This is a genomic window from Pseudoalteromonas sp. SWYJZ98 (genome assembly GCF_015864495.1).
Classification (GTDB): domain Bacteria; phylum Pseudomonadota; class Gammaproteobacteria; order Enterobacterales; family Alteromonadaceae; genus Pseudoalteromonas; species Pseudoalteromonas distincta.
In genome coordinates, this window is the sequence record NZ_JADYXA010000007.1 from 39,314 (window position 1) to 51,805 (window position 12,492).

Annotated in this window: 14 protein-coding genes; 9 read left to right on the top strand and 5 right to left on the bottom strand. The window is 37.9% G+C overall.

Annotated features, from left to right (window positions below; translation table 11 throughout):
* From I6F10_RS07200 to I6F10_RS07210, 3 genes are read left to right on the top strand one after another with little or no spacing between them, the layout of a single operon-like run.
* Window positions 1-987, top strand: a complete 987-nt coding sequence (locus I6F10_RS07200) for a DUF58 domain-containing protein (protein WP_165743834.1) — start codon at window positions 1-3, stop codon at window positions 985-987.
* Complete coding sequence (locus tag I6F10_RS07205) at window positions 987-2,957, top strand: transglutaminase family protein (RefSeq protein WP_165743833.1); 1,971 nt, start codon at window positions 987-989, stop codon at window positions 2,955-2,957. Before I6F10_RS07200 ends, I6F10_RS07205 begins: the two co-directional genes overlap by 1 nt.
* Before the next feature lie 8 nt (window positions 2,958-2,965).
* Entirely contained in the window at window positions 2,966-4,288 is a 1,323-nt protein-coding gene (locus tag I6F10_RS07210; RefSeq protein WP_165743832.1) for a Na+/H+ antiporter family protein, read from the top strand.
* 268 nt (window positions 4,289-4,556) lie between these two features.
* Here the strand turns inward: I6F10_RS07210 and I6F10_RS07215 are convergent, their stop codons facing one another.
* The 3 genes from I6F10_RS07215 to I6F10_RS07225 are packed head-to-tail and all read right to left on the bottom strand — an operon-like array spanning window position 4,557 to window position 6,662.
* A complete protein-coding gene (locus tag I6F10_RS07215) occupies window positions 4,557-4,988 on the bottom strand; it encodes an acyl-CoA thioesterase (protein ID WP_002960891.1) in 432 nt (143 codons plus the stop codon).
* Between the two features lie 5 nt (window positions 4,989-4,993).
* A complete protein-coding gene (locus tag I6F10_RS07220) occupies window positions 4,994-5,812 on the bottom strand; it encodes a M23 family metallopeptidase (RefSeq protein WP_165743831.1) in 819 nt (272 codons plus the stop codon).
* Window positions 5,805-6,662: a 6-carboxytetrahydropterin synthase gene (locus I6F10_RS07225; RefSeq protein WP_002960893.1), complete on the bottom strand. Its 858-nt coding sequence runs from the start codon at window positions 6,660-6,662 to the stop codon at window positions 5,805-5,807. Before I6F10_RS07225 ends, I6F10_RS07220 begins: the two co-directional genes overlap by 8 nt.
* A 203-nt stretch (window positions 6,663-6,865) precedes the next feature.
* On the opposite strand from I6F10_RS07225, the gene fabA reads away from it, so the two are divergent.
* Entirely contained in the window at window positions 6,866-7,381 is a 516-nt protein-coding gene (gene fabA, locus I6F10_RS07230) for a bifunctional 3-hydroxydecanoyl-ACP dehydratase/trans-2-decenoyl-ACP isomerase (RefSeq protein WP_002960896.1), read from the top strand.
* Window positions 7,382-7,446: 65 nt separating this feature from the next.
* On the opposite strand, the gene rmf is transcribed toward fabA, so the two are convergent.
* Window positions 7,447-7,617 carry a ribosome modulation factor gene (gene rmf, locus I6F10_RS07235; RefSeq protein ID WP_002960897.1) on the bottom strand — a complete coding sequence of 57 codons (171 nt, stop codon included), beginning with the start codon at window positions 7,615-7,617 and terminating at the stop codon, window positions 7,447-7,449.
* Window positions 7,618-8,026: 409 nt separating this feature from the next.
* Here rmf and acuR point away from each other — a divergent pair, with 409 nt between their 5' ends.
* The 3 genes from acuR to I6F10_RS07250 all read left to right on the top strand — a co-directional run bounded on the left by acuR (window position 8,027) and on the right by I6F10_RS07250 (window position 10,193).
* The gene (gene acuR / locus I6F10_RS07240) at window positions 8,027-8,662 is read left to right on the top strand and encodes an acrylate utilization transcriptional regulator AcuR (protein ID WP_007582758.1); all 636 of its coding nucleotides are present in this window, start codon (window positions 8,027-8,029) and stop codon (window positions 8,660-8,662) included.
* Between the two features lie 49 nt (window positions 8,663-8,711).
* On the top strand, window positions 8,712-9,704 hold the full coding sequence (gene acuI / locus I6F10_RS07245) for an acrylyl-CoA reductase (NADPH) (RefSeq protein WP_197098668.1): 993 nt from the start codon (window positions 8,712-8,714) through the stop codon (window positions 9,702-9,704).
* 72 nt (window positions 9,705-9,776) lie between these two features.
* Window positions 9,777-10,193, top strand: a complete 417-nt coding sequence (locus I6F10_RS07250) for a VF530 family DNA-binding protein (protein ID WP_002960902.1) — start codon at window positions 9,777-9,779, stop codon at window positions 10,191-10,193.
* A 98-nt stretch (window positions 10,194-10,291) separates the two neighbouring features.
* Here I6F10_RS07250 and I6F10_RS07255 read toward each other — a convergent pair whose 3' ends face one another.
* On the bottom strand, window positions 10,292-10,723 hold the full coding sequence (locus I6F10_RS07255; protein ID WP_138489047.1) for a DUF3859 domain-containing protein: 432 nt from the start codon (window positions 10,721-10,723) through the stop codon (window positions 10,292-10,294).
* Between the two features lie 206 nt (window positions 10,724-10,929).
* On the opposite strand from I6F10_RS07255, the gene I6F10_RS07260 reads away from it, so the two are divergent.
* Window positions 10,930-11,934 carry a YHYH protein gene (locus tag I6F10_RS07260; protein WP_197098669.1) on the top strand — a complete coding sequence of 335 codons (1,005 nt, stop codon included), beginning with the start codon at window positions 10,930-10,932 and terminating at the stop codon, window positions 11,932-11,934.
* A 13-nt stretch (window positions 11,935-11,947) separates the two neighbouring features.
* Window positions 11,948-12,478 carry a hypothetical protein gene (locus tag I6F10_RS07265; protein ID WP_165743827.1) on the top strand — a complete coding sequence of 177 codons (531 nt, stop codon included), beginning with the start codon at window positions 11,948-11,950 and terminating at the stop codon, window positions 12,476-12,478.
* Window positions 12,479-12,492 lie beyond the last annotated feature (14 nt).

Here is a 12,492-nt window from a genome sequence, read left to right on the forward strand (position 1 = left end):
ATGCCAAAAAAAACAGCTAAGCGCTCTTCTTTATTTAAGTCATTTAAGCAAAGTGTATTTAATAAGTTATTAAAAAATAAACATTTAAAAAACTCAATTACACTTGAACACAGAACAATTTATGTATTGCCATCATCCCTTGGTTGGTACTTTATAGTTGTAGCTATTTTAAACTTTGTGATGGGCATTAATTATCAAAATAATTTAATTTTAATAATGTCTTATCTTATGTTTGTGGTAATGATTATTACTATATTAATGGGCTACAGTAACGCTAAAGGCTTAACAGTTAAATTTAAAGATGCATTTAACAGCTACGCTCCTCAAAAACCGAGTATTATATTTGAATTACAAAGCCCTTCTGTTACCCAATCTATTAATTTAACATATCAAGGTAGTGAGCAAACTTACAAACATACCGGCCAAGTTGATAGTAAACCTCAGTTGCTTACACTCCACTTACCCTATAGCTCACGCGGTAAGTACTCAGTGCAACGTATTAAAATAGCGAGTAACTACCCCTTTGGTTTGATAACTGTTTGGAGCTACATTCAATTACAAGAAGAAGTATTTGTATATCCGTCGCTTGAACAGGTTCACTGTGATGCGCATGTTTCTATGCTTGATGAGCAAGCCGATAAAGGTATTTCTACACAATCTGGTAGCGAAGAGTTTGAGTCTCTTATCCCACACTTACCTGAGATGGGCTTGCAAAGAGTGTCGTGGAAGCATTACGCAAAAACACAGCAGTTGTTAGTTAAAGAGTTTGTAGACTTTAAAACAGCAAATGCGCTCTTCGATTTTACGTTAATGAATGGAGATACAGAACAACGTTTAAGCCAGTTATGCTTTTTAGTGTGTGAAGCAACCGAGAAAAACACCCCTTTTATGTTAAAGCTACCGAATAAAACAATAAATACAAATACCGGACAGCAACATAAGCAGCAATGCTTAGAATTATTATGCTCATTTAATGGTGATGTGTAATGGACATACTTAAAAATGAAAAAGTAATAAATTATTCGCTGTCTTTTATATATGCATGTTTGATTGTATTTTTTGTATCACATTTACCGCTTGTTTTTGTTGGTGTACTTACACTTATTTGTGCATGGAACTTTTACATAACGCTGAGTAATAAACCCAAGCCAAATGCTTGGCTGGCAAATATACTCGCAGGTGTGTCATTAGGTTTAATGCTCTACACAGTAGGCATGTCGGATACGGTTATTTTATTTGTGGCTATGCTGCTACTTGCTAGTTTATTTAAGCTGCTGCAGGCTAAAACCAAAAAACACTATCATGTAATTACAACGCTTACGTTTTTTTCACTCTCATCGGTGTATTTATTTAACCAAAGCATTTTAACGACTTTAACTGTAAGTTGTTTATACATATTAAACTTTGCAGTACTTGGCCTACTCGAGTCCAAACATAATTTAAAAATCGCCTCTAAGCAAAGTGGTAAATTGCTACTTTTAGCGCTTCCTTTAGCTATATTTTTACTGCTTTTTTTACCAAAAATGCCTGCCTTTTGGCAGCTTCCTGGGCCTAAGCTTGCTAAAACAGGGCTTTCTGAACAAGTCGATCCATTCGATATTGCAAAGCTTTCAAACTCAGATGAACTTGTGTTTAGAGCTAAATTTAACGAAGAAAAACCTGTAGCGCCTTATTATTGGCGAGTAATAGTCCATGATGAGTTTAATGGTAATGCGTGGCTTACGTCTGACTTTTTAAAATATAATAATGTAAAAACAAATACGCAGAGCGAAAATGATGAGCAACTTATTGCAAGCTACTCAGTTATTGCAGAGCCTGCTACACAAAAATGGCTCTATGGTTTAGCGTATTCCAGTAGTAACTCACCAAATGTTGAGGGTAATTCGCTAGGTTTATTGCGTAAAAAAAGTCGCCAAGCTAAAAACTTACAATACGATGTAAATAGCTTTAACTTCACAGCTTTACCGCTTGGCGAATTTGAAGAAAAACGCTACAAATACCTCTCCAATAAAAAGAATGTAAAAACATCATCACTTGCTAAAAACTTAAAGCAAAATACACACTCTGACCGCGATTTTTACAATAGCTTATTACAGTACTTTGCAGGTACGGGATTTACTTACACATTAACACCCACTCCTATGAGCGGCGATAACACCATAGATCAATTTTTATTTGATAATCAACGTGGCTTTTGTGGCCACTATGCCAGTGCCGCTGCGTACATTTTTAGAACCGCAGGTATACCCGCTCGACTAGTAAGTGGCTATTTAGGTGGTGAATTAAATCAAGATAATAATACGCTAACAGTTCGACAATACGACGCACATGCATGGGTAGAAGTATATTTACAAAACGAAGGTTGGGTTATTTTTGATGCAACCGCCGTTGTTGCACCAGAGCGTTTAAATGGCTCACTTTCGCAAAACGAAGAGCTGAATGACGAATTTAAAAGTAACCTTGATTTTGGTTTAGTGAGTTTAAGTAATTTCCCCGCTATTAATTGGTTAAGGTTGGAACTTGAAAACCTCGATTATCAATGGTCTAGCTGGGTACTTGGTTTTGACGAAGAAAAACAAAATGATTTTCTAAAATCAATTTTTGGTAGTAAAAACATTTGGCTTGTACCATTAATGGTTTTACTACCAGCTGGTTTTTGTTTTATATGTTATTTTGTTTATTTAAACTTGCCAAAACGCCCGGCTAAATTAGCGCCTATGGTTAAAGAATTTTATGAAGTAAAAGCATGGGCTAAAAAACAAAAAATAAATACACCCGATAATTTAACACCGAATCAGCAGTTACATTTTTTTGCTGACAAACTCCCTCGTTCTGCACAATCTATAAACACTTTTAGTCAGTTATTTAACCAAGTACGCTATGGTAAAAAACCTTTTACGAAAGAGCGTAAAACTCAGGCTAAAGATCTGATAAAATTAATTAAAATTTCCAAATAGAGAATACTATGAATGCTGTTGTTATAGGCGTTATTTTAATGCTCGGGCTATCTCTGGCTCGCGTTAACGTCATTGTTGCCATGATCATAAGTGCGTTAGTTGCAGGTCTTACTGCAGGCTTGGGCATAAAAGAAAGTGTTGATGCGTTTAATTCTGGCCTTTCAGCTGGAGCTGAAATTGCACTAAGTTATGCTATGCTCGGCGCGTTTGCCGTTGCTATTTCTAAGTCGGGTTTAACACGCATTCTCGCTGATAAGCTACTTGCTAAAGTAAATGCAAAAGGCAGCGGTAATGAAACATTTTTAAGTTACTTCATTTTATTAATTATTTTAGGTTGTGCAATTTCTTCGCAAAACTTAGTCCCTGTACACATAGCGTTTATTCCTATTTTGATCCCGCCGTTACTCGTTGTTTTTAATCAGTTAAGATTAGACAGGCGTGCTATAGCGTGTATTTTAACATTTGGATTAGCAACGTCTTACATGGTGCTGCCTTATGGTTTTGGGGGTATTTACTTATATTCTATTTTGCACAAAAACCTAGTTGATAACGGCCTAGACATTGTAAATACACAAGTCCCTATGGCGATGATCATTCCTGCATTAGGTATGTTTATTGGATTGCTTATTGCGGTATTTATTACCTACAAAAAACGCCGCGAATACACCGAGCTCCCATTAACAACTGTTAGTAAATCGGCTGAAGTCGAAAACCCTAAAAAAGTAATGACTGTAGGACTTTTTGCAGTACTTGCCTCACTTGTCGCACAAAATCTAAGTGGCTCAATGATTTTAGGTGGCTTAGTAGGTGTAATGATATTTAGTGTTTTTGGTATAGTTAAGTGGGAAGAAAACGGCGACGTATTTAGTAAAGGCGTTGCGATGATGGCCATGATTGGCTTTATTATGATATCGGCACAAGGTTTTGCATCGGTTATGCAAGCCACTGGCGATGTAGCAAGCTTAGTACACAGCGCAGCCGCCCTTTTTGATGGTAATAAACCTTTGGCCGCCGGTGTTATTTTGTTAGTCGGGTTATTAATTACAATGGGAATTGGCAGTTCGTTTTCAACAGTGCCTATTATTGCAACTTTATTTGTTCCTTTATGTTTAGACCTTGGGTTTTCTGTTATGGCTACCGCTGCGCTTGTTGGTACTGCGGGCGCTCTAGGTGATGCAGGCTCTCCTGCTTCAGATTCAACGCTTGGCCCAACATCGGGTTTAAATGCCGACGGCCAGCACGACCACATTAGAGACTCTGTTATTCCAACGTTTATTCACTTTAACATTCCACTGCTTATATTTGGCTGGATTGCAGCAATGGTACTTTAAAAAGTATTTATGTAAGTTTAATAAATGTAATTAAAAGCTAAATATAACCAAAAAGGTATGTTAAAAGCATACCTTTTTAGTATCCAAATCCAACAACTCTCACCCCTATCAATCTCCCAAGTTTGATTATTTTTTAGTTAATATCAGCTCTGTTGTTGAGATTATATTTAATAAATTTTTAGTATGATGTGTTCTTTAAGGGGTTTTATATAAGCACCAATTAAGGTGGTTATATAATTTTACTTTAGCGCGTATTCAAAGCTTTAAGTTAATCAAAACCATAAATCATTTTGTCGCATACTACCGGAGTCGGTCTGTGGTTATCATCAACTGCTACAAACGTAAAGCTGCCACTAATGGCTGAATGTTTATCGTCTTTGTGCATCGTTTCTAATAATATATCTACGTCAACTTTTAAGCTGGTGTTGCCTACATGCACTACTTTAGCTATTAACTCTGCAAAAGTACCTGCTGGTATGGCTTCTTTAAAGTCGACTCTATCTGAAGATATAGTTACCAAAGGCTTACGGCAAAAACGAGTCGCTGCTATAAATGCCACTTCATCCATCCACGCCAGTGCATCACCACCAAATAAAGTATTGTGATGATTAGTACGCCCTGGAAACACGGTTTTAGTTACCGATGTGGTTGAGTCTTCAATACGCTGAGCAATTATTGCATCGCGATTTACGTCAGTCATAATCTCTACTTTTTGTTTGCTAATGTATCTTGCATTAGTAATGCAGGATCAAGGCGTTCGCCTTTCCAGTTAAAACGCCAATCTAGGTGAGGACCCGTTACACGCCCTGTTGCACCAATTTCAGCTACTTTGTTACCTTGCTCAATTTTATCACCTACTTTTACATCAAGCTTACTTAAGTGAATGTAAGTTGAGGTAATACCATGGCCATGATCAATAATTAATGTACCGCCAGAGTAATATAAATCAGGTTCAGCAAATACCACGGTACCACTAATAGGCGCGTAAACAGGAGAGCCCGTTTTATTGGCAATGTCTAAGCCAAAGTGCGGACGACGAGGCTCGCCATTAAAATAACGCTGGCTACCATAAACACCCGATATGCGCCCTTCTGCAGGCTTTAACACAGGGTCTAAAAAGTACAATAAATCAGAGTCTACTTCTCTGGCTTTTCGTACCGCAATGGCTTCGCGGCTTATACGCGCACTAACTTCTTTTGCCGGAGATACATATTTTTTAGCTACGCCGGTAATTTTATCAATTTTATATTCGCGCTTAGTGATAGCTATTGATTGTGAATGCGATTCACCATTGTTATCTACCCATTTTAAAGTATGAGTAGTATCAGCGTCACGACCAAAACCAAACACAAAATCACCCTTTGGTGAAAGTTTTAAGCTTTTGCTATCTAAACTTACTGATTTAGCGTTTTCTAGCTTTCCAGTAACTAAACCGCCTTGTGTTAAATGCCCTTTTAACTCAAGCGCCATAGCACTAAAGCTAGCAGATGCAACAAGCGCTGTTGCTAAAAGTGTTTTAAACATAACTAATCGATCCTTTTCCAACACCTTCATAAGCGGTTACTTTCACTGCTTTTTCTGGGTATTGAGCTTTAATTTGGCCTGCTACATGTTCAGCAATACATTCTACAGTGGTATCTACTGGCAAAATGTCGCAACGAGACTCGCTAATAGCCATTTCAAAATAGCCTTGTGCCGATGTATAAGCAAAACATACGTCACCCGCTTTGGCTGGTATGTGTTTTAAATCAGCTGCATTAATTTGATCTTCACTGGTGGCTAAGTAAATATCTTCCCACTTTTGAGACCATTCTTTTTGCAAGCGCGGCATAGAGATACCATCTAGGCTAATACCAATTTGAGAACGATGCCCATGAATAATACGCTGGCAATTACCGTCATGTTTTTTAAGGCCATGGCTATAATGATAATAAAAACTTTGGCTGTGTTCAGGCTTAAGAGACAGCTCTATTTTTTCAATGTTATCTGGTAGCTTCGGTAAAATAGTCGCAATTAAAAATTCGGTAACCGATTCAACCGTTACTTCGTCTGCGTTAATCATGCAATAAGCTTGATGAGGGGCACTCATAGCTAAGTGGTTGTTTTCACCAAATGTACAGTCGAGTGTTTTATGCTCGTCAAATTCAGATACAGTGCCATTAAGCCCTGTAGGAATTGCTAAACGGTGATCAATGCACTCATCTATAATGCCTTTAATTTGCTTTTTAACTAAACCAAAATCTAAAACCATAGACTCTTCGTTAAGTTTACCGTGCAAAGTTAAATCAACAATCCAGCTCTCGCCAACGGCGCCGCGTTTGTTACATAAGTAAGAAAAATCAATCACAGTTAGTGAGTTAACAAAAAGGATCATAAACTTCCTTTAGACTGGTTATAAGACAGCGTTAATTATAATGATTTCTGATTGTAATTGCGCGGTTTTATAGTGCAAAAACCAATCGCGTTGATTGATTGATGATTTAATATGCAATATTTTGATTTTTTAACTGCTCCGAGTTGTTTAGCGTACAAGTGTACGCTAAAGTACTTGGCAATTTCTAAGCGAAGATAAGTGTTATGGAACCTAAAAATAGCTATACAAAAGAAGAGTTGATCCTGTGTGGTCAAGGTGAAATGTTTGGTGAAGGCAACTGCCGCTTACCAAGTGACAACATGTTAATGATGGACCGCATTACCTCTATTACTGCTGATGGCGGAATTCATGGTAAAGGCGAAATTGTTGCTGAGCTTGATATTGACCCTAGCCTGTGGTTTTTCGATTGTCATTTTAAAGGCGACCCAGTAATGCCAGGTTGTTTAGGCTTAGATGCTATGTGGCAACTAGTTGGTTTTTACTTAGGTTGGTCTGGTGGCCCAGGTCTTGGCCGTGCGCTAGGTGTGGGTGAAGTTAAATTTACTGGCCAAATTTTACCAACTAATAAAAAAGTAACTTACCGCCTTGTAATGAAACGCGTAATTAAACGTAAATTGTTCATGGGCGTTGCAGATGGCACTGTAGAAGTAGATGGCCGAGTAATTTACGAAGCAAAAGATTTAAAAGTGGGCTTGTTCCAAGACACTAGCGCGTTTTAATTTTTAAATGCGTACAAAAAGGCCTCCAACGTGGAGGCCTTTTTGCTTAAATTCGATTATTGATTTTAGGTTTTGTACATGTTGCGGTTTTCAATCGCTTCACGCCAACCTCCTAACCACTCTGATTTGGGATCTACTTGTTGATAAGGGCATAGCTCTTTTGAGCGACCTGCTAAACCTGCTTTAAAACCTTGAGAATGAGCTCTTTCTAAACGATCTCTTTTCTGTCTCTTCATCGGTAATACCCTCACCTTTTTATTTATATATTGTGTAGCATTAGTGAAATCTACATTTAATGAATAGTTAATAAAAATGTAAAATTCAAATCATAAAAGCAATTAAATTGTTTGACTTTAACTAAGCTGCTGATGCAAAAATGAATTAACATTTAAAAAAGTAAGTGGTCATACAACATTCAATTTGACCGGTTTTATGCTGAATAAAATGCGACTCAATAATCGCTAAAAAGCACTTATGTGCTTTAATTGTGACCGACTAATATAGACTAAGTTCCAAACAAAAATGTAATCGTGACACTTTTATTTCATTAATCTTAAATTAGTAGCCCGCCCCTAACTTGAAGTATTTTTAAACAATTTTAATTTATGCTTGATTATTTAAAGTCGATCGGTCTAATATACGTACATGAACAAAAATACATCAACACCAATACGCCGTGGTCGCCCACCTAAAATAGCCAGAGAGAACGCCGATACCAAAGCGTTACTTATTCGCACGGGCCTAGAAACATTAACAGAGTTTGGTTTTAGCGCCACGGGGCTCGATACTATTTTAAAAAAAGCGGCTGTGCCTAAAGGCTCTTTTTATCATTACTTTAAAAGTAAAGAAGCCTACGGCATTGCTCTAGTTGATGCATACGACAGTTATTTTATTGCCAAGCTTACCCATTACCTGCAACAAGAAGATGTTCCCCCACTTGAGCGAATCGTTAATTTTACCCAAAGCGCAATTAAAGGAATGAAAAAATACGATTACAAACGTGGGTGTTTAGTCGGTAACTTAAATCAAGAGCTTAACCATTTAAGTGATGAGTTTAAAACCAGGTTAATGCAAAGCTATACCGCTTGGCAAAACCATGTAGAAGTTTGCTTAAACCAAGCTAAGCAACAAGGCACAATTGCAAGCCATGTAAATACAAAATTGATGAGTGAGTACTTTTGGATTGGGTGGGAAGGTGCGGTTATGCGCGCCAAGCTCACAAAATCAAATACCCCACTTACTTTATATACAGAAATGTTTTTACGCGCATTACTAACCTAATGCGTTTTTATTTACCAATTAAAAGACGATCGGTCTAAAAGGATATCCTATGAATAACCCAATTAAAGCCATTGTTATTAATAAAGAAGATAATAACTACAGCGCCTCATTATCGACTATCGAAAGCAGTGATTTACCAAACGAAAACGTTTCTATCGACGTGCTATACAGCACACTTAACTATAAAGATGGTTTAGCAATTACGGGTAAAGGCCCTGTTGTACGCATTTTTCCTATGGTGCCAGGTATCGATTTAGTGGGTACGGTTACAAATTCCACCAGCGATGAATTTAAAAATGGCGATACCGTAATATTAAATGGCTTTGGTGTAGGCGAAAAACATTGGGGCGGGCTTGCTCAAAAAGCGGCACTTAATAGCGATTGGCTAATCCCCTTGCCTGCAGGTATTTCTCCAAAACAAGCGATGCAAATAGGTACAGCCGGTTATACCGCTATGCTAAGTGTTATAGCTCTTGAAAAACAAGGAATAAACCCTGAATCTGGCGAAATACTTGTAACAGGTGCCAATGGTGGCGTAGGCAGCTTTGCTATTTATTTATTAAACCAGCTTGGCTACAACGTAACAGCAGCTACGGGTCGATTAGATCAAAGTGAATATTTAAAAGAGTTAGGTGCTAAACAGGTAATTGACAGAAACGAGCTTTCAAATCCTGGTAAGCCTTTGCAAAAAGAGCGCTTTGCAGCGGCAATAGATTCAGTAGGTAGCCATACACTTGCTAATATTTGTGCATCATTAAAGTATGGGGGTGTAGTAACCGCCTGCGGACTTGCCCAAGGCATGGATTTACCTGCCTCAGTTGCCCCATTTATATTACGTGGTGTGTCACTAATAGGCATTGATAGCGTAATGCGCCCTAAAGCCGACAGAATTGAAGCGTGGGATCGTTTAGCAAAATTAGTAAACGCTGATTACTTAGATAAAATTTCGACAGAAATATCACTAGAACACGTAATTGATAACGCAGAGCTACTTATGCAAGGAAAAATTCGCGGTCGTGTTGTAGTTAATTGTCAAAGTTAAGCTATTTACTCTGTTAAAGCCTCGTTATTAAATTTATAATGCAATTTGTATTTTAATAACGAGGCAACACCTATGAGCAACCAAGAACTTTTCAGTAATAATCCACTGCAAGGCGTTAAATTAGAACAAGTGGTTGAAGAGCTGGTTGAACAATACGGGTGGGAGCTCCTACACGCTTATTTACAACTTAACTGCTTTAAAAACAATCCTGATATAAAGTCAGCGGTTAAATTTTTACGTAAAACACAATGGGCACAAGAAAAAGTTGATAACTTTTACCTTTATCGCCTAAAAAACTTACCTAGACCTGATGATGTGCAATACGAATTACCGCCACGTGATCGCGTGATCCCAGCTGATCATAAACCTGGTGAGCCATGTGAGTTAAGTTTTAGTGATGCAAAACGTATTATGGAAAAAAAAGCATCAAAGCAACGTGCTCGTGATCGCAAACAACGCTCTAATTCTAGTAACCCTTGGGGTAACTAAACACGCTAATTTAATTTTGTAGAGCTATTTTAAATGGCTCTACAAGTCTCTTTTATTAATTTTTATTACATCCACGCCGTATAGCTAACAAATAGAAATCAATACCCTCTGTTTTTCCAAAAATCTGTTTCAGTACGCTCTACCTCTAATGCCACCTTAAAAGTTTTATCAGCAATAATTTTCCCATTTAGCTCAATCGTCATACGCCAATCACCCAATTTATTCTCTATTGGCAACCAAAGCGTGTCGCCTAAATAAAAGTTCCAATCACTGTTTTTAACGTATACATCGCCTTCAAAGGGGTCCATTACATCACCGTCACTGTCTGGAATATCTGGATGGTATATACAATAGTGAAGCTTTTCGCCTTTACCCTTTTTAATATTTACGATTAAGCCAAACTCAACATCTACCTCAGCTATTACATTTGTTGTAAATTGCTCTATTTGTGGCAATGCTTTACTTTCGCTGTCCCACTTAGAGTAAATACCGTGACTTTGTAACGTCACTACAGGTTTTGTTTTAGCCATTAAGGTAACCTTTTATATTAGCTATTTTTGCATTAGTTTAACTTTTTGAAATTTTAAAATAAAACACAATCCAATAAAGTTAAATCTCAACTTAGCTTTAATACTTCGCCTATTTACATCATTGCTAATTTGTCATCATTGTTTACACACTATTTGCAAAATTGCTGATTATTGTTTGAGTAACTTAATTGATCAGGTATGCAGCAATGAAACTACACGCAGTTAATATTAAAAACTCAAATCGGGTAAATGCTATAAAGCTAAGCACCTTGGCTCTAGTTGTTTCATCGTTAGTTGCTTGTGGAGGTGGAGAAGGCATAGTTGATACCTCAACAACTACAGATTCATCACCAACCACCTCAGATAACGGTACAGGTACGAGTAGCTCAACCCAAGGCGTGCTTTGTGAATATAGCTACAGTGAATATAACGAGTCAGAATCAGTACAAGCCACCAGCGCTGCAGATTGGTCATGCACAGGAACTACACGCGACTTAGTCGCTAATGGCATACCTGATCACGAAGTAGGTACATTCCCTAGTGCCGATAACCCAAATACTATTTCTGAACAATCAGTAAATGAAAGCTACACACTTGAGCCTGTAGAAACAACACAAGCAACCATGCTTGGTGCCCCTCGTGGAATGATAGGCGTTGTACTTAACGGCATTAAAATAGACGCAGGCACAGGCGGAAGTTGCGATGATTCAGGCACCGATTGCGATTTAGGCGACAACAGTGGTAATTGGAACATAGAAGCCTTAAGCCAAGACACGTTTAGTTTTGGAACAGACGACAACAATGCACACGTTCAACCCGATGGCACATATCATTATCATGGTATGCCTGAAGGCTTTGTAACACTGCGAGGTGGCAATAGCTCCACTATGACTCTAATAGGCTGGGCAGCAGACGGCTTTCCCATTTATGCACGTTACGGCTATTTAGACTCAAATGATGCAACTTCAGCGCTAACCTTAATGACCGGTAGCTACCAACACATAACATCTGTAAGCGCAAACCGCCCTTCTACCGATATATACCCATTAGGTACATTTGCACAAGATTGGGAGTACGTAGCAGGCTCTGGTGATTTAGATGAATGTAATGGCCGCGTTGGCGTAACACCTGAGTTTCTTGATGGGATATACCACTACTACGCAACAGACACTTACCCGTTTTTTCAACGCTGCGTTAAAGGCGAAGTTTAATTAGGAGTAAGTTATGCCTTATATGAAAAATTATCTGTTAAGTGTGACCACATTGGGCTTATTGAGTACATCAACATTAGCAAACGCGCATTTAATGGTTGCAGAGCACGGTACGCTGAATTTTGTTGATAATAACGTGTTTATTGTGCTTTCAATCCCTATTTCGGCTTTTAAAGGGGTTGATGAAAACAAGGATGGCAAAGTGTCAATAATTGAGTTTAACGCTCATAAAAAACTAATAACTAAGCGAGTTAAAAAGAACGTTTATTTAGCGGATCATCAGTATAAATTTACTATTGATGGACTTTTACTAAACCCAGAAGCGTCGCATAAACATAAAAGCGACAATATAGACCAAGTAACCATTACTGGGCGCTACTCTTTGCCAAGTAAACTAACCAAAGTTAACTTTAACGTTAAGCTATTTAGTAACAATGAGCACAAGCAGCATTATCAAATTACAGCGACTAATAAAACGCAAAAGCTAACTCATCAATTTGAGCTATCACCAACGTCGCCCTTTAGTAAGGTGTTTAATAATTAGTAATACTTACCTAA

Coding starts and splice junctions, on each gene's coding strand:
- fabA (WP_002960896.1), top strand. CDS start 6,866: ATGGAACCTAAAAATAGCTATACAAAAGAAGAGTTGATCCTGTGTGGT.
- acuI (WP_197098668.1), top strand. CDS start 8,712: ATGAATAACCCAATTAAAGCCATTGTTATTAATAAAGAAGATAATAAC.
- I6F10_RS07200 (WP_165743834.1), top strand. CDS start 1: ATGCCAAAAAAAACAGCTAAGCGCTCTTCTTTATTTAAGTCATTTAAG.
- I6F10_RS07250 (WP_002960902.1), top strand. CDS start 9,777: ATGAGCAACCAAGAACTTTTCAGTAATAATCCACTGCAAGGCGTTAAA.
- rmf (WP_002960897.1), bottom strand. CDS start 7,617: ATGAAGAGACAGAAAAGAGATCGTTTAGAAAGAGCTCATTCTCAAGGT.
- I6F10_RS07260 (WP_197098669.1), top strand. CDS start 10,930: ATGAAACTACACGCAGTTAATATTAAAAACTCAAATCGGGTAAATGCT.
- I6F10_RS07225 (WP_002960893.1), bottom strand. CDS start 6,662: ATGATCCTTTTTGTTAACTCACTAACTGTGATTGATTTTTCTTACTTA.
- I6F10_RS07255 (WP_138489047.1), bottom strand. CDS start 10,723: ATGGCTAAAACAAAACCTGTAGTGACGTTACAAAGTCACGGTATTTAC.
- I6F10_RS07205 (WP_165743833.1), top strand. CDS start 987: ATGGACATACTTAAAAATGAAAAAGTAATAAATTATTCGCTGTCTTTT.
- I6F10_RS07215 (WP_002960891.1), bottom strand. CDS start 4,988: ATGACTGACGTAAATCGCGATGCAATAATTGCTCAGCGTATTGAAGAC.
- I6F10_RS07265 (WP_165743827.1), top strand. CDS start 11,948: ATGCCTTATATGAAAAATTATCTGTTAAGTGTGACCACATTGGGCTTA.
- I6F10_RS07210 (WP_165743832.1), top strand. CDS start 2,966: ATGAATGCTGTTGTTATAGGCGTTATTTTAATGCTCGGGCTATCTCTG.
- acuR (WP_007582758.1), top strand. CDS start 8,027: ATGAACAAAAATACATCAACACCAATACGCCGTGGTCGCCCACCTAAA.
- I6F10_RS07220 (WP_165743831.1), bottom strand. CDS start 5,812: ATGTTTAAAACACTTTTAGCAACAGCGCTTGTTGCATCTGCTAGCTTT.